At 72.5% G+C, this 23743-nt stretch carries 17 protein-coding genes and 1 pseudogene; 9 read left to right on the top strand and 9 right to left on the bottom strand.

Features of this window, described 5'->3' with window-relative positions:
* The first annotated feature begins 8 nt into the window (after positions 1-8).
* Positions 9-1610 carry a bifunctional 3'-5' exonuclease/DNA polymerase gene (locus ACXAHD_RS21610; protein WP_475052775.1) on the top strand — a complete coding sequence of 534 codons (1602 nt, stop codon included), beginning with the start codon at positions 9-11 and terminating at the stop codon, positions 1608-1610.
* A 134-nt stretch (positions 1611-1744) separates the two neighbouring features.
* A complete protein-coding gene (locus tag ACXAHD_RS21605) occupies positions 1745-2338 on the top strand; it encodes a nucleotidyltransferase family protein (protein WP_281555608.1) in 594 nt (197 codons plus the stop codon).
* A gap of 9 nt (positions 2339-2347) precedes the next feature.
* Here ACXAHD_RS21605 and ACXAHD_RS21600 read toward each other — a convergent pair whose 3' ends face one another.
* From ACXAHD_RS21600 to ACXAHD_RS21580, 5 genes and pseudogenes are all read right to left on the bottom strand, one after another.
* A complete protein-coding gene (locus tag ACXAHD_RS21600) occupies positions 2348-3154 on the bottom strand; it encodes a metal-dependent hydrolase (RefSeq protein ID WP_281555338.1) in 807 nt (268 codons plus the stop codon).
* Between the two features lie 82 nt (positions 3155-3236).
* Positions 3237-4004: a TIGR03089 family protein gene (locus tag ACXAHD_RS21595; protein ID WP_475052771.1), complete on the bottom strand. Its 768-nt coding sequence runs from the start codon at positions 4002-4004 to the stop codon at positions 3237-3239.
* A 136-nt stretch (positions 4005-4140) separates the two neighbouring features.
* Positions 4141-4878, bottom strand: a pseudogene (locus ACXAHD_RS21590) (serine/threonine-protein kinase); the annotation flags it as partial.
* Between the two features lie 247 nt (positions 4879-5125).
* A complete protein-coding gene (locus ACXAHD_RS21585) occupies positions 5126-6460 on the bottom strand; it encodes a glycosyltransferase family 4 protein (protein WP_281555336.1) in 1335 nt (444 codons plus the stop codon).
* Between the two features lie 150 nt (positions 6461-6610).
* Complete coding sequence (locus tag ACXAHD_RS21580) at positions 6611-8542, bottom strand: amylo-alpha-1,6-glucosidase (protein WP_281555335.1); 1932 nt, start codon at positions 8540-8542, stop codon at positions 6611-6613.
* 177 nt (positions 8543-8719) lie between these two features.
* Between ACXAHD_RS21580 and ACXAHD_RS21575 the strand changes: the two genes are divergently transcribed.
* Positions 8720-11392, top strand: a complete 2673-nt coding sequence (locus ACXAHD_RS21575; protein WP_289213057.1) for an MGH1-like glycoside hydrolase domain-containing protein — start codon at positions 8720-8722, stop codon at positions 11390-11392.
* Here ACXAHD_RS21575 and ACXAHD_RS21570 read toward each other — a convergent pair.
* Both ACXAHD_RS21570 and ACXAHD_RS21565 read right to left on the bottom strand, forming a co-directional pair.
* Positions 11380-12645, bottom strand: a complete 1266-nt coding sequence (locus tag ACXAHD_RS21570; protein ID WP_281555333.1) for an FAD-dependent oxidoreductase — start codon at positions 12643-12645, stop codon at positions 11380-11382. The two genes, ACXAHD_RS21575 and ACXAHD_RS21570, sit on opposite strands and share 13 nt — an antisense overlap.
* Before the next feature lie 99 nt (positions 12646-12744).
* Entirely contained in the window at positions 12745-13623 is an 879-nt protein-coding gene (locus ACXAHD_RS21565; RefSeq protein ID WP_475052766.1) for a lysostaphin resistance A-like protein, read from the bottom strand.
* A gap of 101 nt (positions 13624-13724) precedes the next feature.
* On the opposite strand from ACXAHD_RS21565, the gene ACXAHD_RS21560 reads away from it, so the two are divergent.
* The 3 genes from ACXAHD_RS21560 (at position 13725) to ACXAHD_RS21550 (ending at position 16197) form a co-directional block, all read left to right on the top strand.
* Positions 13725-14270 (top strand): thioredoxin family protein, encoded by a 546-nt coding sequence (locus ACXAHD_RS21560; protein WP_281555331.1) that lies wholly within the window; start codon positions 13725-13727, stop codon positions 14268-14270.
* Positions 14271-14339: 69 nt separating this feature from the next.
* Entirely contained in the window at positions 14340-15032 is a 693-nt protein-coding gene (locus ACXAHD_RS21555; protein ID WP_281555330.1) for an AMIN-like domain-containing (lipo)protein, read from the top strand.
* A 178-nt stretch (positions 15033-15210) separates the two neighbouring features.
* Positions 15211-16197, top strand: coding sequence for an FAD-dependent oxidoreductase (locus ACXAHD_RS21550; RefSeq protein ID WP_281555329.1), 987 nt, complete (start codon positions 15211-15213; stop codon positions 16195-16197).
* A 16-nt stretch (positions 16198-16213) separates the two neighbouring features.
* Here the strand turns inward: ACXAHD_RS21550 and ACXAHD_RS21545 are convergent, their stop codons facing one another.
* A complete protein-coding gene (locus ACXAHD_RS21545) occupies positions 16214-16648 on the bottom strand; it encodes a hypothetical protein (protein WP_281555607.1) in 435 nt (144 codons plus the stop codon).
* A gap of 308 nt (positions 16649-16956) precedes the next feature.
* Here ACXAHD_RS21545 and wrbA point away from each other — a divergent pair, with 308 nt between their 5' ends.
* Complete coding sequence (gene wrbA / locus ACXAHD_RS21540) at positions 16957-17577, top strand: NAD(P)H:quinone oxidoreductase (RefSeq protein WP_281555328.1); 621 nt, start codon at positions 16957-16959, stop codon at positions 17575-17577.
* Here wrbA and ACXAHD_RS21535 read toward each other — a convergent pair.
* Positions 17552-19609 carry an anthranilate synthase family protein gene (locus ACXAHD_RS21535; protein WP_281555327.1) on the bottom strand — a complete coding sequence of 686 codons (2058 nt, stop codon included), beginning with the start codon at positions 19607-19609 and terminating at the stop codon, positions 17552-17554. The two genes, wrbA and ACXAHD_RS21535, sit on opposite strands and share 26 nt — an antisense overlap.
* 198 nt (positions 19610-19807) lie before the next feature.
* Here ACXAHD_RS21535 and ACXAHD_RS21530 point away from each other — a divergent pair, with 198 nt between their 5' ends.
* Together ACXAHD_RS21530 and ACXAHD_RS21525 are read left to right on the top strand one after the other, a co-directional pair.
* Positions 19808-21223 (top strand): FGGY family carbohydrate kinase, encoded by a 1416-nt coding sequence (locus ACXAHD_RS21530; protein WP_289213054.1) that lies wholly within the window; start codon positions 19808-19810, stop codon positions 21221-21223.
* 101 nt (positions 21224-21324) lie between these two features.
* A complete protein-coding gene (locus ACXAHD_RS21525; RefSeq protein ID WP_475052761.1) occupies positions 21325-23724 on the top strand; it encodes a sensor histidine kinase in 2400 nt (799 codons plus the stop codon).
* Positions 23725-23743: the final 19 nt, after the last annotated feature.

Below are 23743 nucleotides of genomic sequence, written 5' to 3'. Positions count from 1 at the left end.
CGTCAGATGTGGAGAAGAGACAGGTCGAGGCCGTGCCCGACCTGGCGGCGGCCGCCGACCGGCCACCACCGTCGCAGCATCCGGCGGCCGGGCCGTCGCCATCGCAGGCACCGGCGGCGCGTCCGGTGCCCGAGCCGCGCTGGCTGTGGGCGACCACTGCGGCGATCTACCCGGCCATGCTGCGGGTCGGCGTACGGATCGATCGGTGCCATGACGTCGAGCTGACCGAGGCGCTGTTGCTCGGCTACGACGGACGCTGGGGCGAGCCCCGGTCACTCGCCGCCGCGTACGCCCGGCTGACCGGCGCACCGGTGCCACCCGACCCGCCCGCGCCGGGTGCCGCGCCACCCGGGCACGGTCAGACCGCGCTGTTCGACGGCGTGCCGGCCCCGACGACGGTCGCCGACCCGATCGACGCGCTCACCCGGGTGTACGCCGACCAGCAGCGCCGCATCGCGGGCACCGCCCGGCCGGACCGGTTCCGGTTGCTGGTCGCCGCCGAGTCGGCCGGCGCGTTGGTCGCCGCCGAAATGGGTGCCGCCGGGCTGCCGTTACGGGCCGACCTGCACGACGCACTGCTCACCGAGCTGCTCGGCGCACCGTCGCCGGTCGGCGGGCCGCCGCGCCGGCTGGCCGACCTCGCCGTTCGGATCGCCGCCGCGTTCGGAGTCCGGCAACTGCACGCCGACTCACCGGCCGAGGTGCTGCGGGCCTTCGCCCGGGTCGGGATCAGCCTGCCGAACACCCGGGCCTGGGTGCTGCGCGGCGTGGACCACCCCGCCGTCCCGCTGCTCATCGAGTACAAGGAACTGCACCGGATCTGGACCGCGCACGGCTGGGCGTGGCGGCAGGCCTGGGTCCGCGACGGCCGGTTCCGCCCCGAGTACGTGCCGGGCGGGGTGGTGTCCGGCCGGTGGGCCACCCGGGGCGGCGGGGCGTTGCAGATCCCCAAGGCGGTCCGCCGGGCGGTGGTCGCCGATCCCGGCTGGTGCTTCGTGGTGGCCGACGCCGCCCAGCTGGAGCCCCGCGTGCTCGCCGCGATGTCCGGTGACCGCCGGTTGGCCGCGGCTGGCGGCGCCGGTGACCTGTACGCCGCGCTGGCCCGCGACTCGTTCGGCGGTGACCGGGCCCGGGCGAAGGTCGCGTTGCTCGGTGCCATGTACGGGCAGACCGGCGGTGCCGCCGTGCCGGCCCTCGCCGTGCTGCGCCGCAGCTACCCGGTCGCATTCGAGTACCTGGAGGCGGCGGCCCGGACCGGGGAGACCGGTGGTCTGGTGCGTTCCTGGCTCGGCCGGACCTGTCCACCGTCCGACGTCGGCACCCCGGCCCGGGGGCGGTTCACCCGCAACTTCGTCGCCCAGGCGACCGCCGCCGAGTGGGCACTGGTCCTGCTGGCCACCGTCCGCCAGGCGATCGCCGGTACCGCCGCCGAGCTGGTCTTCTTCCAACACGATGAGGTGGTGGTGCACTGCCCGGCGACGCAGGCGGCGGCGGTCGCCGACGCCGTGCGGGAATGCGCCGGCCGGGCCACCACGGTGCTGTTCGGCGACACCCCGGTCCGGGTGCCGCTCGAGGTGTCCACCGTCACCTGCTACGCGGACGCCACCTGATCGCCACCTGATCGTTGGGCCCGTTGTGCGTTCCATCGGATCGGGCAGCGTTTGGCGGGCGCTGTGACCGCCGGCCGGGCTGGACCGGCCGGGCAGACGTTGCGGGGGTGGCTCAGCTGAGTCGGATCGCGGGGATGATCATCGCGGCTGGCGGGGGTCGGCGGATCGGCGGGCCGGAGGCCCTGCTGTACCGCGGCGACCAACTGCTGGTCGAGCGGGCGTTGCGGATCGTGGGGGAGACCGGCTGTGATCCGGTCGTGGTGGTCCTCGGCGCCGCCGCCGACCAGGTGCGCGACACCGCCGACCTGACCGGCGCCACCGTGGTGGTCAACCGGGCCTGGGGGACCGGGCTCGGCTCGTCGCTGCGGGTCGGGCTGGACGCGCTGAAGGACAGCGACGCGGAGGCGGTGGTGGTGTTCCCGGTCAACATGCCGGGGATCACCGCTGACGCGCTGCGCCGGGTGGCCGCGCTGCCGTACCCGGAGGTGCTGGTCTGCGCCACCTATGCCGGCACGCGCAGCTACCCGATGGTGTTCGGCCGACGGCACTGGGCGGCGATCGCGACCCTGGCCAACGCCGACGGCGGTGCCCGGCCGTACCTGCTGGCGCACACCGGCGAGGTGATCGACATCTCCTGCGACGGGGTCGCCGAAGGTGGGTTGGTGGACACCCCGGAGTCGGTGGCGGCGTGGGGGCTGGCGGTGCCGGTGCAGCGCACCCCGGCGTGACCCGAGGGCTCAGCTGGCGGTGAAGTGCCGGTGCACCGCCGGGATGGCCAGCCCGATGATGGCCAGCACCGACACGACGCTGAACACACCGCGGAGCACGACCACTTCGAACTTGCTGCCGGCCCTGATGGAGTACCGGTCCGGCGGGCCGAACATCCGCCACATGCGCCGGCCGATCGGGATCGGCCACAGGATCGGTACGCCGGCCCGGGTGATCAGGTCACCGAGGATGTGCACGAAGCAGCCGACCCCCATCGCCAGGCCGAGCATCGGGTAGCCCCGGTCACCGGGCAGGTGCAGGTAGGTGAAGTAGGCGGCGCCGAGCGACAGCAGGGTGACGATCACCCAGCCGGCGCGTTTGGCCCACTCGTCGAACAGCCCCCGCAACGCCAGGCCGATCATGAAGAACAGGATGGCGATCACCGCCCACTTGCCGTACGCGGCGCACAGCGCGGTGGTGCCCCAACCGACCAGCACGGTGAATGGAATGGTGTGGGTGAGGGTCCGGTGCCCGTTCTTGCGGTTCGGATCCTTGCTGAGCTTCGTCGCGTGGTAGACGCCGAGGGAGATCTTCTCGATGACCTCGGCGACGAACAGCGACGCCACCCCGAAGGTCCGGGCGACGGTGGCGCCGCCCTGGTTGCGGGTGACCTTGCCGGACAGGTCCAGGTCCGGGAAGAGCGCGCCGCCGGCGCAGACGGCGGTGCCGACCGCGATCATCAGTGGCGACTGCTCGTAGCCGGCGAACTGGTCGAGCGCCCAGGAACCGGCGAGCCACACGGTGGCACCGGACAGCGCGTGGGACGGACCCATCATGGTCGAGCTTCCTCCAAGGTCAACTTCTCGGCGGAGGCAACTCTGTCAGATGGTCGGGGCACCGTCCACACCGGTACCGCGGTCAGAGCACCCGGGTGACGCCTTCGCTGTCCACCCTGGGGTCGAGCCGGTCCGGGTCCAGGTTGACGCAGAGCACCACACTCGCGCCGACGGCGAGCGGCGCGAGCAGCCAGAACAGCGGGTGTTCGTGCTGGCCGCCGTCGACCATCACCCGGTCGCCGGCGGTGACGTCCTGCTGCGCGGCGATCTCCAGCGCCAGCGAACCCCACTCGGCGTAGCTGATCCCGTCCACGCTGGCCAGATCACCCGGCCGGACCAGCCCGTACGCCGGTGGCTGACCGGGGTACCGGCACGCCTCGGCGAGGAAGTCCCGGTAGCCCTCCGGTGGCGGGGTGCCCGCTGCGGCCCGGGCACCGATGTCGAGCATGAACCGGTGCCGCGCCCCGGGCACGTCCTCCAACCAGTCGTCGATCCGGCCGCGGGCGGCGAACACCGCGTCCAACGGTTCGTCGCCACCCGGCTCGATCACCGGCAGGCCGGCGGTGGCGGCCAGCCGGATCGACACCGACACCCCGATCGACCAGGCACCCAGCAGAACGGCGGCGGTCTGCCAGTGCGGCGGCAGGAGGATCGCCGCCCGGTCGCCGGTGACCAGCCCGCAACCGTCGCGCAGCACCGCCGCGGTCCGGGCCGCCCAGGCACCAAGGGCGGTCGCGGAGAGTTCGGTCCGCTCGCCGGTGGCGTCGTCATAGCAGGTCAGCAGGGGCGTTTTCGGGTCGCCCGGGTAGATGCCCAGGCCGGGCGCGCTGGCGAGGGCGGAGGCGTCCATGCGTACTCCAGGGTGTGAATGATCGTCGCGGCCGACCCTACCGGGTCAGGGCGCCGGGGACCCGTAACCGCGCGGCCACGTCGCGCAGCCGGGGCCAGGTCACGGCGGTGGTACCGGGCGGGGCGCCGGAGGTCACCCGGCGCAGCATCCGGTCGGTCTCGTCCACGTCGGGCCGTCGTCTCGGGTCGCGGCGCAGCAGACCGGCGAGCACCGGCCGCAGCGGCCCGGCCCGGGTCGCCGGGTCCGGTGGCGCGGTGGCCAGCGCGGTCAGCGTCGCCATCGGAGTGGACCGGGCGTACGGGGGACGGCCCTGGACGGCGGCGTACAGCGTGGCGCCGAGCGACCACAGGTCGGCTGCCACGGTGGACGCCCCGTCCCGGGCGCGTTCCGGCGAGATGTACTGCGGCGAGCCGATCACCATCCCGGTCCGGGTGATCGAGCCGTCGCCGTCCAGGGTGGCGAGTCCGAAATCAGTCAGTACCACCCGGCCCCGGTCGCCGATCAGCACGTTGTGCGGCTTGACGTCGCGGTGCAGGACCCCGTGGCCGTGCGCGGCCCGCAGCGCGGCCAGCACCCGCCGGCCGATCGCCGCGACCCGTACCGGCGGCAGCGGGCCGTCCTCTGCGACGACCTGGTGCAGCGAGCGGGACCGGACGTACTCCATCACGATCAGCGGGCAGCCGGCGACGTGCCGTACGTCGTAGATGCGGACCACGTTGGGGTGGTTGAGCCGGGCGGCGCTGCGCGCCTCCCGCAGCGTACGGCGGCGCAGCGCCTCGCGTTCGGTGTCGTTCATCCAGTCCGGGGGCAGCACCTCCTTGACCGCGACGTCGCGGTGCAGGACCTCGTCGCGGGCCAGCCAGACACGTCCCATCCCGCCGCTGCCGACCGGACGCACGAGCCGGTAGCGGTCCGCGATCAGCTGCGGTCGCACGATCACCGCCTCCCATCGTCAGCCCACGACTGCATACAGTAGTTGTGGGCTGACGATGCCGGATCAGCTGGAGAAGTGGCGACCATCAGCCGTTTCGCTGCGCCGGGTGACCTAACAGCCGAGTGGCCACCGAGCAGCCGAGTCCGTCGACGAGTAGCTGAGTGTGTCGACGAGCCGCCGGGTACGCCTACGAGACGGCACCTCCGACCGCCGCGAGCAGGTTGCCGTCCGGCACGACGAGTTTGGCCGCGCCGCCGGCCAGCTGAGCGGCCGCCCGCCGGGTGTTGAAGCCCGGCGCCTCGCGGACCGCGGCGGCGTACGTGGCGGCGGTCTGCGCCGCGATCGTCGCCCAGCCGTACCGCCGGGTCACCAGTTGCCGGGCCGACCGGGCCACCCGCCGGGCGAACAGCTCGTCGGAGAGCAGCGTGTGCACTGCCTGGGCCAGCCCGTGCGGATCCTGCGGCCGGAACGTCGTACCGGTCACGCCGGGTTCGACGATCTCGGCGAGCCCGCCGGTGGCCGACACCGCCAGTGGCGCGCCGGCCGCCGCCGCCTCCAACGCCACCATGCCGAACGGCTCGTAGAGGCTCGGCACCACGGTCGCGTCGGTGGCGCCCAGCACCGCCGGCAGCTGCGACTCGGTCATGAACCCGGCGAAATAGATCAGATCGGCGACGCCGAGCCGCGCGGCCTGCGCCTGCAGCTCACCCCGGTACGGCCCGTCACCGGCGACGATCACCCGCAGCCCGGGATGGCGCTGGCGCAGCCAGGGCAGCGCCGCAATCAGGTGCTGGACGCCCTTTTCGTAGACCAGCCGGCCGGCGAAACCGATCAGTGGCCCATCGGCGGCGTACCGCTCCCGGGCCGCCGCCACCGCCCGCGTCGACGAGCGCCACACCCGGTCGTTCACCCCGTTGGCGATCACGTCCACCCGCGACGCCGGCAGCTCCAGCAAGTGGCTGACCTCCCAGCGCATGTAGCCGGAGCAGGCGATCACCCGGCACGACTCGTGGCCGAGCCAGTGTTCGATGGAGTGGATGGACTTGTTCATCTCGTCGGGGAGCCAGCCCTGGTGGCGGCCGGCCTCGGTGGCGTGGATGGTGGCGACGAGGGGGATGTCGAGGTGTTCCTTGAGGGTGACGGCGGTGTGGGTGACGAGCCAGTCGTGGGCGTGGATGACGTCGTATTCGGCGGTCTGGGTGGCGCGGAGTGCGGCGCGGGTGAGGGTGTGGTTGAAGGCCATGGTCCAGGCGAGGAGGCTGGGGGTGGCCAGGGGGAACAGGGGTGGGTCCTCGGCGGCGCGGATGATGCGGACGCCGTCGGCGTATTCCTCGAGGGGGGCGCCGGTGGCGTGGCGGGTGACGACGGTGACCTCGTGGCCGGCGTTGGCCAGGGCGACGGAGAGGGCGTGCACGTGCCGGCCCAGTCCGCCCACCACGACAGGTGGGTACTCCCAGGACAGCATCAGAATCCGCTGCGATCGTGGTGCGCGGATGTCGATCACGTCGGCGGCAGGTGACATCGACAGACCCCCCTCAATTCAAATCGGCGCGGACATGCGCGACCAGACACCTATTGCGGGTGCTGACGCGTCTTTGGGTTGCCGACGATACTGCCGGCAACGGGATAACCAGGGAAGACATTCGCGTTGCGCTGATGTAACAGGAACTGATCAGACTTGTCGGACCCGCAGTAGTTCGGCTACCGACCACGCCTGGAACGGGCAGCCGGTGGCGCCGTGTGGCGGATCCCCGTCGGCCGTTTCGCTGACCGAGCCGAGCCCGTACTCGCTCAGGTGGGCGGTCAGCCCGAGGAACACGTCGGAGACGTCCAGACCGGACCGCCGGGCCGCCGACACGTACGGGCCGATCAGCCACGGCCATACCGTGCCCTGGTGGTAGGCACCGTCACGGCGGGCAGGACCGCCCCGGTGCTGCCCGAGGTAGCCGGCTGAGTCCGGCGCCAGGCTGCGCAGACCCAGCGGGGTCAGCAGCGCAGCGCCGATCGCCCGCAGCGGTGCCGGGTCCGGCTCCAACGGGGCGTACGGCAGCGACCAGGCGAGCAGCTGGTTCGGGCGCAGCGCGTCGTCGTCTGCGTGCGGATCCCCGCCCAGCGGGTACTGCGCCGGGGTGTCCAGCACGTCGTAGAGCCAGCCCGACGGGGCCGGGTAGCGGGCCCGGAACGACTCCTGCGCCTTCGGGTACAGGCTCGCCGCCGCCCCCGGGTCGCCGTCCACCAGCTGCGCCAGTTCGCTCACCGCCGCCAGCCCGTTGACCCACAGGGCGTTCACCTCGACCGGCTTGCCTTCCCGGGAGGTGATCGGCACCCCGTACACCCGGGCGTCCATCCAGGTCAGAGCCTCGCCGCCGGTGCCGCCGGTGAGCAGCCCGTCGGCCTCGTCGACCCGGATGCCGAACCGGGTGCCGCGCAGGTGCGCGGCGACCACCTCGCGCAGCGCCGGCAGCAGCTCGGCCGCCAGGTCGATGTCGCTGGTCGCGGTGACGTGCCGGTCCACCGCGTGCAGAAACCACAGGGTGCCGTCGACGGTGTTGTACTCCACGTGCCCGGTGTCGGCGGTGTTCGCCAGCATCCCCTCGGACAGCGTCGCCGCGTAGCCGCGCAGCAGCTCACGTCCCTCGTCGGCCCGCCCGGTCGCCAGGAACAGGCCCTCGTACGAGGTCATCGTGTCCCGCGACCACGCCCCGAACCACGGGTAGCCGGCCACCACGTCCGGCCCGGTGCCGGTGCGCACCACGAACGCGTCGGCGGCCAGGGCCAGGGTGGCACCGACGGCGTCGGCGGGTTTCGCGGCCGCCACCACCGCCCGGTTCCGGGCCCGGGCGGCGGCGACGATCTCGGCCGCTGGTGCCGGGGACTGCTCCAGCTGCTCCGCCCACGCGGTCACCTCGGCCACCGCGCCGGGACCGTCGAGGGTGGCGGTGAAGCTGCCCGCGTACCACAGGTCCTCCTCGGCCCGCAGCCCGCGCGTCGCCTCCTCACGGTGGTACACGCCGTCCCACCAGGTTCCCGCCGGCACCCAGTCCGGTCCGTGTAGCCGGAACGCGCCCTCGACCACCGTCCCGCCGTCGACGTTGTCCATCCTCGGCGGGGGAGCCTGCCCGTCCCGTTCGCCGTGCGCGTCCCGCCAGGTGGTCACCGCAGCCAGGGTGAGGGTGACCGGTCCGCCGCTGACCAGCCGGTGGGTGACCGCCACGCACGGCGAGCCGTGCGTCATCGCGATCTCCCGTTCGATCACCACGTCGCCGATCCGCCACCGCCAGCGCGGCACCCCGTCGGTCAGGTCGAACCGCTCCAGCAGGGTGTGACCGGGCGGGTCGACCACGCCGGACGACCATTCGTGTACGCCGAGGCGGACCTGCGCGCCGGACGGCAGGGTGACCGCCGGGTCGAGGCTGACCAGTCCGATCCGCCGGGCCGCCGGGGTGGTGCCGGCGACCACCAGCAGGCCGTGGTAACGCCGGGTGCGCAGGCCACTGACCGTGCCCATCGCGTAGCCGCCCCGGCCGTCGGTGACCAGCCACTCCCGGCTGGCTCCGGCGGCCAGGTCGCCGCAGACCTGCGGGCCGAAGCTGATGTCGAGCAATGTTCCTCCATGGCTGGTCGACCGGCGCGAGCGGGCTGCGGGCCGGTGGCGGGACAGGGCTGGGGCGGTGGTACGGCGGGCGGTGCTGGGCGGTCGGGCCGGCGAAACGGCGCTGGTGTGCCGGCAAGGTGACGGTCCGACAAGTGCCGGAAACACGTCCCAGGAAGAATGACCGACATGGTCAACTCCAGGCGGACGTATCGTGATCCGGAGCGCACCCGATTGGCGGAAGCCGACGCGGGTGAGCAACCGTGGCGGGCATGGGGGCCCTACGTGTCAGAGCGGGCATGGGGAACGGTACGGGAGGACTACAGCGAGCACGGTACGGCGTGGGACTACTTTCCGCATGATCATGCCCGATCCCGGGCGTACCGCTGGAACGAGGATGGCATGGCCGGCGTCTGTGACGACCGGCAGACGTTCTGCTTCGGCCTGGCGCTGTGGAACGGCGAGGACCCGATCCTCAAGGAGCGTATGTTCGGCCTGGGTGGCGACGGCGGCAACCACGGCGAGGACGCGAAGGACTACTGGTGGTACGAGGATTCCACGCCCACCCACTCCTGGATGCGTTGGCGCTACCACTATCCGCAGGCCGCCTTTCCGTACGACGATCTCGTCGCGGTCAACGGTATGCGCGGCCGCGACGAGACCGAGTATGAACTGGTCGACACCGGCATCTTCGACGACGACCGGTACTGGGCGGTAACCGTCGACTACGCCAAGGCGGGGCCGACCGACATGTGCATCGAGATCACCGTGGCCAACCGGGGCGACACCGATGCCCGACTGCACGTCCTGCCCAGCCTGTGGTTCCGCAACACCTGGGGGTGGGGGCTGCCCGGCCGCGACCAGATCCCGGTGCTCACCGGCGACGGCGACCGCCTGGTCGGCCACCACTGGGTGCTCGGGCAGCTGGTGCTGCAGGGCGACGGCGACCCCACCCCGCTGCTGTGCGACAACGACAGCAACGCCGAGCGGCTCTGGGGCCAGCCGTCGCGTACCCCGTACCCGAAGGACGGCATCAACGACCACGTCGTCGACGGCGCCGACACGGTCAACCCGGAGCTGACCGGCACCAAGGGCGCACTGCACTACGTCCTCGACGTGCCGGCCGGCGGCGAGGACCGGATCCGGCTGCGGCTGACGTTGACCGCGCCGCCGCCGGGCAACAACCCGCCGCCCCGGCTCAACCTCGGTGCCGGGCACGCCGCGACGCTGGCCGCCCGGCACGCCGAGGCGGACCGCTACTACGACACCGTCATTCCGGCCGCCGCCACTGACGACGAACGTCTCGTCGCCCGCCGGGCATTCGCCGGTGTGCTCTGGGGCAAGCAGTTCTACCACTTCGACGTCGCCCAGTGGCTGGCCGGCGACCCGGCCAGCCCGCCGCCGCCGGACGGGCGCGGCCACGGCCGCAACGCCGCCTGGTGGCACATGAACAGCTTCGACGTCATCTCCATGCCGGACCCCTGGGAGTATCCCTGGTACGCCGCCTGGGATCTGGCGTTCCACTGCTCGACGCTGGCCCGGGTCGACCCGCAGTTCGCCAAGGACCAACTGCTGTTGCTGCTGCGCGAGTGGTACATGCACCCCAACGGGCAGATCCCGGCGTACGAGTGGGCTTTTGCCGACGTCAACCCACCGGTGCACGCCTGGGCGGCGCTGCGGGTGTTCGACATCGACGGCCGGCGCGACTTCGAGTTCCTCGCCCGGATCATGCACAAGCTGCTGCTCAACTTCACCTGGTGGGTCAACCGCAAGGACATCAACGGCAACAACGTCTTCGAGGGCGGCTTCCTCGGGCTGGACAACGTCGGGCCGTTCGACCGGTCCGCCGCGCTGCCGGTGGCCGGGGTGCTGGAGCAGTCCGACGGCACCGGCTGGATGGCGACGTACGCGCTGAACATGCTGGACATGGCGTTGACCCTGGCGGTGCACGACCACACCTACACCGACATCGCCACCAAGTTCCTGGAACACTTCGCCTACATCGCCGCCGCCGCGTACGACCAGGGGCTGTGGGACGAGGAGGACTCGTTCTTCTACGACCAGCTGCGGCTGCCCGACGGCGACACCCTGCCGCTGAAGGTACGGTCCGTGGTCGGCCTGCTGCCGCTGGCCGCCACCACCACGCTGCACTCCGGCACCCTGGCCCGGCTGCCGGAGCTGGCGGCCCGGCTGCGTTGGTTCCTGACCAACAAACCGGAGTACGCCGACGTGATCGGCGCCCGCCGGCTGGCCGGCGACGGCCGGCAGCACCGGCTGCTGTCGATGGTCGGCCCGGAGCAGATCGTGCGGATCCTCGCCCCGATGCTCGACGAGGAGGAGTTCCTCTCCCCGTACGGGCTGCGTACCCTGTCCCGGCGGCACCTCGACGAGCCGTTCACCGTCTCCCTCGGCGGACAGGACTTCACCGTCGGCTACGAGCCGGCCGAGTCGGCCAGCGGGCTGTTCGGCGGCAACTCCAACTGGCGGGGCCCGATCTGGATGCCCACCAACTACCTGCTGGTCTGCGCGTTGCGCGACTTCGCCACCTTTTTCGGCGACGACCTGCTGATCGAGTACCCGACCCGGTCCGGCTCCAAGCGCACCCTCAACGCGATCGCCGACGACCTGTCGCACCGGCTGATCTCGCTGTTCCTGCGCGACGGGTACGGCCGGCGGCCGATCTACGGCGCCGCCGAGACGTTCCAGCAGCACCCCGACTGGCGGGACCTGATCGCCTTCCCGGAGTACTTCCACGGCGACAACGGCGCCGGCCTGGGCGCCTGGCACCAGACCGGCTGGACGGCGCTGGTCGCCGACCTGATCCTGACGGTGCGGGCCGATCGGGGGGCTCAGCCGGGCTGAACCCGCCGGTGGGCGTACCCGGGTGCGTGCTCGGGACGCGGTCCGATGCCGATCAGGTAGGCGGGCAGTAGCGACGCCGGTGGGAACCGGCGCATCAGGGCCAGCAGCGGTGCCGGAGGGCCGCCCCGTCGACCCTCCAGGATCGGCCGCACCACGGTGCGGTGCATCACCTGCTGCAGGGTCTGCACCACGACGGTCGGCAGGGCCCGGCGGGCCCGTACCGTGGCCAGCTCCGCCGGGGTGATCCGGCCCCGGCGCAGCGGCCCGGCCAGCCGGGTCGCCGCCGCGACGGCGTCGGCGACGGCGAGGTTGATCCCGACCCCGCCCACCGGGCTCATGGCGTGGGCGGCGTCACCGATGCAGAGCAGGCCGTCGCGGTGCCAGCGGCGTAGCCGGTTCACCCGTACGTCCAGATGTTTGACGTCGTCCATGCTGGTCAGCGCGTCGAGCCGGTCGGCGAGCCGGGGCGCGACGGTGGCCACCTGACGCTGGAACGCCGCCAGCCCGCGGCTGCGCAGCTCGGCGTCGGTCCCCTTGCGGGCGATATAGGCGACCTGCAGGTGGCTCTCCCGGGGGAACACCACGACCATCGCGCCGTGGCCGGCGGCCGGTACCAGGCCCGACAGGTCGTCGGTGTCCCGCTGGGGCAGCCGGAACCACCAGACGTCGATCGGCACCGGAAACTCGCGGGGCCGCAGCCCGGCCGCCCGCCGTAGGGTCGACCAGCGTCCGTCGCAGGCCACGGTCAGCGCGGCCCGGATCTCGCCGGTCGCGCCGTCCGTGGTCCGGTAGCGCACCCCGGCGACCCGGTTACCGTCGTGCAGCAGGCCGGTCACCTCGGTCCCCATCCGCAGGGTGAAGGTCGGCTCGGCCGACGCCGCCCTGGCCAGCAGGTTGAGCAGGTCCCACTGCGGCACCATCGCGATGTACGGGTGCGGGGTGTGCAACCGGCGTAGATCTCCGATGACGATCCGCCGGCCGTCGCCGGTTGGAAAGGCGACCTCGTGGATCCGGCTCTGTGGCAGGGCGGCGAACTCGTCGCCGAGGCCGAGCTCGTCGAGCAGCCGCAACGTCGACGGGTGCACGGTGTCGCCGCGGAAGTCCCGCAGGAAGTCCTCGTGCTTCTCGCAGACGACGACCCGTACCCCGGCTCGGGCCAGCAGCAGGCCGAGCATCATGCCGGCCGGTCCACCACCGGAGACCACACAGTCGGCGGTGTCAGTGTCCAACGCGACCACCTCCATCGATTTCATCAGGCGTTGAATAAATCGACGATAGCGCGACCACGGCAATCCGTCCGACTCATCGGACCGGGTGTGGGCAACGACACCGATCGACTGAACGCGGGCGGGTCAGCCGACGAGCAGCGGCAGCAGAGTGAGCGAATTGACCGCACCGTGCACGGCGACGATCGCCCACACGTTGCGGTACCTCGACCACAGGTAGCCGAGGAACAGGCCGAGACCGCCATTGAACATCAGCACCACCGCGACCGTGTCGGCCAGCGGGCCGGTGCCGACCCGATGGGTGTGCATCGCCGCGTACAGCAGCGCGGTCGCGGTGATCGCCGGCCAGCGGCCGAGCAGCGCCTCCAACCGCGTCTGCAGCAGCAGCCGGTAGAAGACCTCCTCCAGCACACTCGCGGTCAGGAAGGTCAGCAGCATTGCCGCGAGCAGGACCATCGGGTCGTACGCCCGGTAGCCGGACAGGTCGGACGGTCCGGCCAGCGGGCTGTGGTACGCCAACCAGGCCCAGCCGACGACCGCCGGCACTGGGCCCAGCCAGTACCAGCGCCCCGGGAGCGCCCGTCGATGCTCCCGACCGCCGGGCGGTGCTGCCGGCCAGGTCCGCAGCACCCACCATGCGCCGCCGAGCAGCAGTACGACCTTCACCGGGCCGTACCAGACGCTTCCCGGCCCGAGGGGCAACGCCAGCGTGGCGAACGCCACCGCGACCGCGCCCAGGCCGACCACCTGCCGGGTGAGGGCCGCCCGCGCGTCGGCAACCGCCGGGCGCAACACCGGCAGTCGCGGCGGCACCAGCCTGGCCAGCAGCATCCCGGCGACCAACGGCACCACCACCGCGGCGACCGTCACCGGGGACGCCTCGACGTCCGCCGAGGTCGTCACTTCGCTACGCTCGGTGGCGAGTAGCCACAGCGGTGCGCCGCCGATCATCGTCAGGCCGAACCCGGTCAACAGCCGGTCCGGTGCGACGACGCGTGACGGCATGGCGCCGAGGGTAGCCAGCGGTCGCATCCCGACGTATGCGCGTACCGCCTCGAGATGGCACTGTCGCTGCCCTGGCCGACCGCACGGGTAGGGTGGCGGGCATGGCTGTCACCTCAGAGATGGTGCCGTTGGGCACCCCCGCGCCCGACTTCGCGCTGGCGGACGTCTCCGGTCACGTGGTCCGCCGCGACGACTTCGCCGACGCCCCGGCGCTGCTCGTCGCCTTTGTCTGCAACCACTGTCCCTACGTGAAGCATGTCGAGGTCGGACTCGCCAAGGTGCTCGCCGAGTTCCCGAACCTGGCAGTCGTCGGCATCTGCACCAACGACGTCGACGCCTACCCCGATGACGCCCCCGCGCAACTCGCCGCGCAGGCCCAGCGGGCCGGCTGGACGTTCCCGTACCTCGTCGACGCCACCCAGCAGATCGGGCGCGCCTACCAGGCGGTGTGCACACCGGACTTCTTCCTGTACGGCGCCGACCGCACCCTGGCCTACCGGGGCGCGTTCGACGACTCCACCCCGGGCAATGGCAAGCCGGTCACCGGGGCGGCGCTGCGGGCCGCGATCGAACTGGTGCTGGCCGGGCAGCCGGTACCCGAGCCGCACCAGCCCAGCATGGGCTGCTCGATCAAGTGGCGATCCTGACCGGACCGTCGGTGCGGGCGGCTTCCGGCCCCTGGTAAACCCCGATCGGCGGCCGCGCGTCAGTCCGGTATGACCCATCTGCGCGTACCGCTGATCCTCAGCCTCGCCGCACTGTTGGCCGCCGCCGGCTGCACCGCGGCCGACCCGACGGGAGCCGGCGTCGGCCAGCGGGAGTCACCCGTGGTGGTGGACCCAGGCTGGAGCGGACCGGGGGGACCGGACGGAACCAACGGCCCCGGCCCGGGCGAGCGCCGGGTGCGGTACGGCTGGTCGGTGCCGTCGCAGACCGTCGTGATCCGCAACGGCGTCCATCCGCCGGTCGCACCCCGGCCGGCTCCGCCGCTGCCGTACCTGGTGGAGGTCGAAGCCACCGACCACGCCGACGCCGACCCGGCGTACAGCCGGATCTCGTTCGTGTTCCGGTCCGGATTTCCGTCCTACGAGGTCGGTTACCAGCCACGGATCGTCTTCGACGGCACGGGTGAGCCGGTCGACCTGCCCGGCGACTGCTTTCTGCAGATTCGGTTCGTCACCGCGCAGGCACACGACGCGTACGGCCGGACGTCGGTCCGCCGATCGCCCGGCACCCAGCTGCGGCTGGGCAGCCTGCGTGGCTACGGGTTCGCCGGCGACTACGAGGGCCGGGTCACCTACGGTCTGGGTCTCGACCCGGCCGACGGGCCCGACCAGCCGCCGCCGGTACGGGTCGCCGAGGTCGGCCTCGACGGCCGGTTCATCGTCGCCGTCGACGTCGGGTACTGACCGCTGACCGCTTCCGGCTGGGGCTGTCACGGGGCCGCTGCGGGTTGAGGCTGTCGCGGGGCCGCTGCGGCTGGGGCCGTCGTACGGACCGTGACCCGGTCCGGCAGGATGTGGCCCGGCGGGTACGGGTACCGCCCGGAGCGGACCGACCGGGCGGACGGGACAGACAGGAGAGACGGTGTCTGACGCGGTGGTGGTCGGAGCCGGCATCATCGGGCTCAGCTGTGCCGTCCGGCTGCAGCAACGGGGACTACGGGTGACCGTGGTCACCGCCCACCCCGTCGAGCAGACCGTGTCGGCGGTGGCCGCCGCGGTCTGGTACCCGACCCGGACCGACGGCACGTCCCGGGTGCTCGACTGGGCCCGTCGCACCTTCGACGAACTGGCCGACCAGGCCCGGCAGCCGGTCCCGGGGGTGGTGATGCGACCGACCCGGATGCTGCTGCGTACCCCGGTCGACGATCCACCGTGGTGGGCGGCGGCCGTTCCCGACCTGCGTTACTGCCCGGTCACCCCGGTGGTGCCGGCCACCGGCGCCGGTCCGGCCGGTGAGGTGGTTGCCGAGTGGCGGTGCACGGTGCCCACCGTGGAGATGCGACCGTACCTGGACTGGCTCACCCGACGGTTCGTCTCCGCTGGCGGCGTCCTGCGCCAGCGTGACCTGTGCAATCTGGCCGAGGCGGGCCAGCTGGCGCCGGTGGTGGTGAACGCCACCGGCCTGGCCGCCGGTCGGTTGGCCGCCGATCCGGCGGTACATCCGATCCGCGGCCAGGTGGTGCTGGTGGCCAATCCAGGCATCGCCACCTCGGTACGCGACGAAGACCACCCCGACGGCGCCACGTACGTGCACCCCCGGCGACGCGACGTCGTGCTCGGCGGCACCTTCGAGCCGGGCGTCGACGGCGAACTGCCCGACCCGGCGACGAGCCGGGCGATCCGGGCCCGCTGCGCCGCACTCGTTCCCGAGCTGGCCGGTGCGGCGGTCCTTGCCCAGCGGGTCGGCCTGCGGCCCGGGCGGCACGGCGGCGCCCGGGTGGAGGCCGATCCCGCGCCGCCCGCCGGGGTCACGCAGCTGATTCACTGCTACGGCCACGGCGGTGCCGGCGTGACGCTGAGCTGGGGCTGCGCCGACGAGGTGGCGTCGCTCGCGGTCGAGCCTGCGTGACGGCGCCGGGCCGCCTTCAGCCGTCGGGCTGGTCGAGCGCGGTGACCGTCACCTGGTACGACGGCTCGTCGGCGTACTCCTCGCGGTAGCAGATCCGCTGGATCTGCCGGTCGGTGACAAACAGCGCCACGTCGACGAGGACGCCGAGGTGGGCGACGGTGCCGGCCGGTTCGTGGCGCTTGTCCTGCAGTACGTCGCCGATGCCGCCGAGGAAGTTCGTCGCGTAGCCGAACTGGTGCCCGCTCGGGCGACGTACCACGACCTCCAGCGCAACCGGATCGGCCAGCGGCGTCCAGCCGCTGCGCTGCGCCGCGTCGCACGCTGCGGTCAGCAGGGTACGGACCCGCGCCGCCTGCCGATTACCGGCGGTGAAGATGGACAGTGTCTGATTCTTCAGTGGTGGCAGGCCCGGGACATCGAACGCCAACGCGAGCGCCTGACGGTCACGCATCAGGACCTCCTCAAAGATCGACGGCGGGGTGCGCCGGACGGTCGGCGGGCGTACCGGCGGGAAGAGCGGGTCGGCGGCGGCGACCGAGTCGTAACGAAAACTACCTACCCTGTTCACGCGTCGCCCAGGGTCCGTTCGTTCACGATCCCGGATCCAGCGTTGTGAACGGACCGGCTGCGCGGGCGCCGCGCTCCCGGCACCGGACGGATCGGCGGGCACCGTCCGGGCCGATGCCGGCACCGGTGTTTGCCGGCGCAACGAACGGGTAGCGCGGTACCGGGGGCAGACCCGAGCCGAAGGAGCTATCGATGGACGACCCGATCAACCTGTCGGTGATCTACTACAGCGCCACGGGGACCACGTACCAGATGGCGCAGGCCGCCGTGGAGGCTGCGGAGAAGGCCGGGGCGCAGGTGCGGCTGCGCAAGGCCCGCGAGCTCGCCCCCGAGGAGGCGATCCGGTCCAACTCCGGCTGGCACGCGCACCGGTTGGAAGCCGAGGACGTGATGGAGGCCGAGATCGACGATCTGGCCTGGTCGGACGCGGTCATCTTCGGCACCCCGACCCGGTACGGGGTGATGGCCGCGCAGCTGAAGCAGTTCATCGACGGCAGCGGGCCGCTGTGGGCCAAGGGGGTCCTGGTCAACAAGGTGTTCTCCGGGTTCTGCTCGACCGCCACCGCGCACGGCGGACAGGAGGCGACGCTGTTGTCGCTGTACAACGTCGTCTACCACTGGGGCGGCATCGTGGTCACCCCCGGCTACGTGGAGCCGAGCCAGTTCGTCGGCGGCAATCCGTACGGCGCCTCCCACACCAGCAACAACGGCGAGATCCCGCCGGACGAGGCGGCGCTGACCGCGACCGCCCTGACCGCCCGGCGGGTGGTCGACATCGCCGCGGCGGTCAAACGCGGTCTGGCCGCCGGTTGACCGCGACCAGATCGACCAGCAGGTCCCGCAGTACGTCCAAGCCGTCCGGGCTGAGTACCGACTCGGGATGGAACTGCACCCCGGCGAAACGCGGGCCGACCAGCGCGTGCACCGCGCCGTCGGTCTCGTCCCGGCACAGCCGGACCTGCCCGTACGGAGTGGGCAGGCTCGCGGTGGCGCTGCTGGCGGTGAAACTTGAGTAGAAGCCGACCCGGCGCGGGACACCGAGAAGGTCGATCTCCCGCTGCAGTCCCTGGCTGGGCAGTGGCCGCCGGGTCACCGCCAGGCCGAGCCGGTCGGCCAGCACCTGGTGGCCCAGACAGATGCCGAGCAGCGGCTGCCCACGGTGCAGCGCGGCCTCCACGACCCGGCGCAGCACCGCCATCCGGGGCTGCGCCGGATCGGTCGGGTCACCCGGGCCGGGCCCGGCGACCAGGACGTCCGCGGTTGCCAGGTCTACCGTCGCGATCCGGTCCCAGCGGACCTGCCGGACCGCCGCGCCGAGCGCCCGCAGCAGGTGGGCGAGCATGCCGGTGAAGCTGTCCTCGGCGTCCAGGACCAACACGTCCAGATCGGTCAACCGGGACTCGGCCACCGCACCGGAAACCCGCTGCTCCAGCCAGAAGCGGGCCAGCCGGTCGTTGCGGGCGGCCAACGCGCGTACCACGGTGGGGTGTTCGGGGTGGGCGAGCGCGGCGGCGACGCCGGTGCCGGCAGTCCCGGCCGGCAGCCCGATTCCGCAGGTCACGGCCCGGTCGGCCGCCGGCCGGTCCGAAGGCGCCGCCGGTGCGGAGTCCGGACCGGAGAAGGGCGTGGAGGCCGGACCGGAGGCGAGCCCGAGCGACGCGAGGACCGCCGACGCCTTCGCGTGCGTCTCGGCCACCTCACCGGACGGTGTGGAGTGACGCACCAGGGTCGCGCCGACCGGCACGCGGATCTCCCCGGTCAGATCGATCTCGGCGGCCCGGATCAGGATCGGGGCGTCGAGTGTCTGCGCGCCGGCCAGGTCGTGGCCGAGCAGTGCGAGCACCCCGGCGTAGTAGCGGCGTCCACCGGGGCTGTACCGGGCGATCACCCGGCAGGCGCTCTCGATCGGGCTGCCGGTGACGGTCGGCGCGAACATCGTCTGCCGGAGCACCTCCCGCACGTCGTGGCAGTTGCGTCCGGCGAGCAGGTACTCGGTGTGGCTCAGCCGGGACATCCGCTTCAGGTAGGGGCCGATCACCTGGCCGCCGTGCTCGGCGACCGTCGCCATCATCTTGAGCTCCTCGTCGAGCACCATGTAGAGCTCCTCGACCTCTTTGGGATCGTCGAGGAACGACAGCACGGTGGCGAGATCCGGCTCACCCTGCGGATGCCGCAGGGTGCCGCTGATCGGGTTCATCATGGCCAGTCCGTCGCTCACGCTGACGTGGCGTTCCGGCGTCGCGCCGACCAGCACCCGCTCGCCGGTGTAGACCAGGAACGTCCAGTAGGCGCCGAGTTCGTCGCACAGCAGCCGGCGGAGCGCGCTCAGCCCGGCGACCAGCGCCGCCGAGCGGCCCATCCGGTCGGCGGCGGACCCGCCCGGTGCCACCAGCCGGGCCCGGTAGGTGCGGTGCAGTACGAAGTTGGCGCCGGCACCGTTGCCGATCTCGTCCCGCAGCACCCGGGCCACCAGGTCGGCGTACTCGTCGTCGGCGATGTCGAAGCCGCCGCCGTCGGTCGCCACCGGCGTGCCGGGCAGGTCGCGGACCGCCGCCGCGACCGGTACCTGACGGTAGGTCGACACCCGGATGCACTCCAGCGGAAGCCCGTCGTCGACGTGGGCGAACCCGCGTTCGGCGATCTGCCGGTACGGGACCACCGCCAGCGTCGCCGGCTGGTTCGTCGGTCCGGCCGGCAGCGGGATGTCCGCCAGCCGGTCGGCGCGGTGCGGTGTGCCACGGAGCAGTTCGATGACGTCGGCGCCGTCGCGCCGCAGCAGCGCGAACGGACCTGGGTCGACGCCGTCGTGCACGGCGCGCAGCAGGCTGGACAGGTGGTCGGTCATCGGGTCCCCTCGGGCTTCGGGCGGCCCGGCGAGGAACTGCCCGGGTGGGGTCCCGGTGGCCGCCTCGACGGGCGGCCGGATGGTTTCGCGCTAGACGCGCGGCGGGGCCGCCAGGTCGGCGGGCCACCAGCAGCGAGTGAGCGCGAGCATGGCGCCAGCATACCGGTCCGGGACCGTGGCTGGGTACGGTGATCGACGATGAGCATCCTCGCCCTCGATCTCGGCACCTCGTCGGTGCGCGGCCTGATCCTCGACAACGCGGCCGTGCCGCAGCAGGACGCGTTGGCCCGCCGCAAGGTGGCGTTGGCGGTCGACCGGGACGGCGCCGCCACCCTTGACCCGGCCGACTACCTGGCCGCTCTGATCGACTGCATCGACGAGCTCGACTCGGCCGGCCGGCTCGACGGTGTCGGCCTGGTCGCCTCGGCGGCCCAGTGGCACTCGGTGCTGCCGCTGGATCCCGCTGGTGCCCCGATCGGCCCGCTGATGACCTGGCTGGACACCCGACCGGCCACGTTGCCCGGTGCGGCCGCGCCGGCCGACGAAGCCGACTTCCACCAGCGCACCGGCACCTGGTGGCACCGCTTCTACTGGACGGTGCGACTACCGTGGCTGCGCCGCCACTGCGGCGGCCGGCCGGCGCGCTTCGTCGGCCTGCCGGAGTACGTGCTGGCCGGTCTGCTCGGGCATGCGCCGATGTCGGTGTCCCAGGCGTCCGGCACCGGCATGCTCGACCTGGTGACCATGCAGTGGGACCCCGAGGCCGTGCAGCTGGCCACGGTACGTCCTGGTGAGCTTCCGGAGCTGGCCCCGGCGGACTGGCGCGGGCAGCTGCGGGCCGAGTTCGCCCGGCGTTGGCCGGCGTTGGCCGGCGTGCCGTGGACCCCGACGATCGGCGACGGCGCCGCCTCCAACATCGGCTCCGGATGCCTGGACCCCAGCCGGGCTGCGGTCACGGTCGGCACCTCAGCTGCGGTACGGGTGGTCCAGTTGGCTGCGCCGGGCGTGCCGTTGCCGCCATTGCCGGCACAGCTGTGGCGCTATCGTGTCGACCACACCCGGATCGTCACCGGCCGGGCCTACTCCGCCGGCGGCAACCTCTACAGCTGGGCGAACCGGGAACTGCGCCTGCCGCAGGGAGCCGAGCTGAACCGGGCGCTGGATCTGATCGAGCCGGGTGAGGGCGTTCCTGCGGATCCCCGGTTCGGTGGCGACCGCCCGCCGGGCCGTGCCCCGGCCGGCTCCGGCGAGCTGCGCGGACTGGGGTTCGGCACCACAGCGGTCGACATCTTCGCCGGGCTGATGGAGGGCGTCTGCCGGCAGGTGGCAGGTGACCTGGACGAGATCGAATCGACGATGGACGGCCCCGTGACCGAGGTCGTTCTCGGCGGCGGCGCACTCTCCGCATCCGATTGGTGGCGCAGGGCGTTCGGTGCGGCACTCGCCCCGCGTCAGGTGCGCTATATGGCCGAGCCCGAGGTCGGTGCCACTGGGGCCGCGCTGGTCGCTCTCGGCCGGTTCGACGGGCCGGGGCCGGCACGCGACATCGGCCGGACGGATGATGGTGAGTCGGCGGGTAAGCTACCCGCCAGTCAGCCACTGTATCCTTCGTGAGCCTTCCCGCAGGTCGCCGCATTGACAGCGGAACGTGGCCTGGTTGGATGGACCCCGCTCCTCGGCTTGGCCGGTGTCGGGGAAAACGGCGAGGAGGCGTGGTGGTTGCTCCCGGTGGCCCGTACGACAACGCGGTGCCGTACCCCCGCCGCCGCGTGACCAATGGTGACGGTGTGACGCCACACCGTCGTCGGCTCCGGCTGCGTCCACGGGACTGGCGGATGGGCGCGAAACTCGCCGCGGTGCTGGTCGTCCCGTCGGTGGCGTTCCTGGTGGTCGCCTCGGTGCAGACCGGCTCACTGGTCGGCCAGGCGACGGCACTCAACGAGTTCGCCCGGCAGGTCCAGATCGGCGAGCAGGTCACCGCGCTGGTACACGAGTTGCAGCAGGAACGCGACCGGACCGCCGGCGAACTCGCCGCCCGACAGAGCGGCACCGGGTACGACCCGGAGCGCAGCGTCGAGGCGCTGCAGCCGCACTACGACGCCGTCGACCGCCGGATCGCCGACTTCCTGGCCGCCGCCGGCCCACAGGCCGGCGGGGACGCGGCCTGGCAGACCGCCTACAGCCGGGTGCTCGAATCGCTGGACCAGCTGCCACCGCTGCGTGAGTCCATCTCCGGCGGCGCGGTCGGAGCCGACACCGTGTTCGGCAACTACACCCGGGCCATCGACACTCTGCTGGAGCTGCTCGCCGAACCGTCGCCGGGTCAGGACCGGCCGGAGCTGACCCAGGCGGTGCTGCGCAGCGTCCAGCTGGCCCGGGTGAAGGAGCTCGGCTCCCGGGTCCGGGCGCAGCTGTACGCCGCCGCCCGGGCCGGCCGGTACGGACCCGAGGACCAGGTCAGTCTGACCGACCTACGGGCGCAGCAACTGACCGCGCTCGCCGAGTTTCGGGTGACCGCGACCGGCAACCAGATCGCCCGGTACGGCCAGGCCGCCGCCGACCCCCGGTTCGTCGCCGCGGTGGACCTGGAGGAAACCACCATCGTCGGTGGCGCCGCCAGCCCGGCGGTGCTGGAACCGGACGCCTGGTGGGCCGCCAGCCAGGACCGCCACCAGCTGCTGCGTCAGGTCGAGTCGGGCGTGCTGGGCAGCGCGGTGAGCCTCGCCGATGCCCGCAGCGACCAGCAGCTGCAACGGACAGTGCTGGTCGCCGGGGCGGTGCTCGGGGTGCTGTTCATCGCGTTGTTCACCTCGGTGGCGATCGGGCGGTCGATCGCCCGATCGCTGCGGGTCCTGCGGAGCCAGGCGTTGCAGGTCGCCCAGCTCGACCTGCCGGACACCCTGCAACGGCTCCGTTCGGTGGAGTCCGGGGTCCCGCAGATCGAGATTCCTCCGGCGGCGGTACGCACCCGCGACGAGGTCGGTGAGGTCGCCGAGGCGTTCGTCGCGGTGCACCGTAGCGCGGTGACCGTCGCGGTGGAGCAGGCGGTGATGCGCCGCAACGTCAATGCGATGTTCGTCAACCTGGCCCGCCGCAGCCAGGTGCTGGTCGAACGGCAACTGGAGCTGCTCGACGAGCTGGAACGCGACGAGGGCGACCCGGACCAGCTGGACAACCTGTTCAAGCTCGACCACCTGGCTGCCCGGATGCGCCGCAACGACGAGAGCCTGTTGGTGCTGGCCGGGACCGAGGCTAGCCGGCGGTGGAGCCGTCCGGTGGCGCTGTCGGCGGTGACTCTGGCCGCCGCTGCCGAGATTGAGCAGTACCCGCGGATCCGCCACGACGTCGAGGACAAGCTGCACATCGTCGGGCACGCCGTCGGCGACCTGGTGCACCTGCTCGCAGAGCTGCTGGAGAACGCCACCGCCTTCTCCCCGCCGTACACCAACGTGCACGTCACCGGACACGAGTACGCGCCCCAGTCGGTTCTCATCGAGATCACCGACGAGGGGATGGGGATGTCCGCCGAGGCGATCGAGCAGGCCAACGCGACCCTGGCCGAACCGCCCGACGCCGACGTCGCCGCCTCCGAGCGGATGGGGCTGTTCGTCGTCAGCCACCTGGCCGCCCGGCTAGGGGTACGGGTGCAGTTGCGGCCGGCCGAACGGGGGCTGGTGGCCAACGTGTGGCTGCCCGGCACGGTGCTCGCGGCGCCGGACGAGGACTCGCCGTACGTCGCGTCGGTCGGCCGTAGCCCGACCGACTACCCGACCAGGGAGATGCGTGCCGTCGGCGCGGCGGTGCGGGCCAGCGCCGGTGACCCGGTGGCCGGCCGGCCACCGGCTGTGTTGGGTGGTCGTGGGCCGGCGTTCGCCCCGCCGGCCGCTCGTCCGTCGATCCCGGCGGACGAACCGGTTCCGGTGGTGCCTGCGCAACCAGCTGTGGTCGAGCAGCCGCGTGCGGTACCGGCGTTGCGTCAGATGACCGCGCTGCCGGCCGGACCGGCCGCCGGTGACCGGACCGTGGCGGTCCGGCGCGGCGGTCGCCGACCCACCCCGGCGCGGGCCTGTTTCTTCTACACCTCTTCCGCTTCCGCCAAGCTTCTCCCGGTGTAGATCTCTGTTGTCGCCGTAT

The organism is Micromonospora sp. ABR4_055 (assembly GCF_056160425.1).
Note: the sequence above shows the minus strand (reverse complement) of the source record. Positions and strands in the feature narration are given on the sequence as shown.

Bases quoted from the DNA above. Each gene is read 5' to 3' on its own strand.
- ACXAHD_RS21605 (WP_281555608.1), top strand. From the start codon at position 1,745: ATGATCATCGCGGCTGGCGGGGGTCGGCGGATCGGCGGGCCGGAGGCC.
- ACXAHD_RS21600 (WP_281555338.1), bottom strand. From the start codon at position 3,154: ATGATGGGTCCGTCCCACGCGCTGTCCGGTGCCACCGTGTGGCTCGCC.
- ACXAHD_RS21595 (WP_475052771.1), bottom strand. From the start codon at position 4,004: ATGGACGCCTCCGCCCTCGCCAGCGCGCCCGGCCTGGGCATCTACCCG.
- ACXAHD_RS21585 (WP_281555336.1), bottom strand. From the start codon at position 6,460: ATGTCACCTGCCGCCGACGTGATCGACATCCGCGCACCACGATCGCAG.
- ACXAHD_RS21575 (WP_289213057.1), top strand. From the start codon at position 8,720: ATGGTCAACTCCAGGCGGACGTATCGTGATCCGGAGCGCACCCGATTG.
- ACXAHD_RS21570 (WP_281555333.1), bottom strand. From the start codon at position 12,645: ATGAAATCGATGGAGGTGGTCGCGTTGGACACTGACACCGCCGACTGT.
- ACXAHD_RS21565 (WP_475052766.1), bottom strand. From the start codon at position 13,623: ATGCCGTCACGCGTCGTCGCACCGGACCGGCTGTTGACCGGGTTCGGC.
- ACXAHD_RS21560 (WP_281555331.1), top strand. From the start codon at position 13,725: ATGGCTGTCACCTCAGAGATGGTGCCGTTGGGCACCCCCGCGCCCGAC.
- ACXAHD_RS21555 (WP_281555330.1), top strand. From the start codon at position 14,340: ATGACCCATCTGCGCGTACCGCTGATCCTCAGCCTCGCCGCACTGTTG.
- ACXAHD_RS21545 (WP_281555607.1), bottom strand. From the start codon at position 16,648: ATGCGTGACCGTCAGGCGCTCGCGTTGGCGTTCGATGTCCCGGGCCTG.
- wrbA (WP_281555328.1), top strand. From the start codon at position 16,957: ATGGACGACCCGATCAACCTGTCGGTGATCTACTACAGCGCCACGGGG.
- ACXAHD_RS21535 (WP_281555327.1), bottom strand. From the start codon at position 19,609: ATGACCGACCACCTGTCCAGCCTGCTGCGCGCCGTGCACGACGGCGTC.
- ACXAHD_RS21530 (WP_289213054.1), top strand. From the start codon at position 19,808: ATGAGCATCCTCGCCCTCGATCTCGGCACCTCGTCGGTGCGCGGCCTG.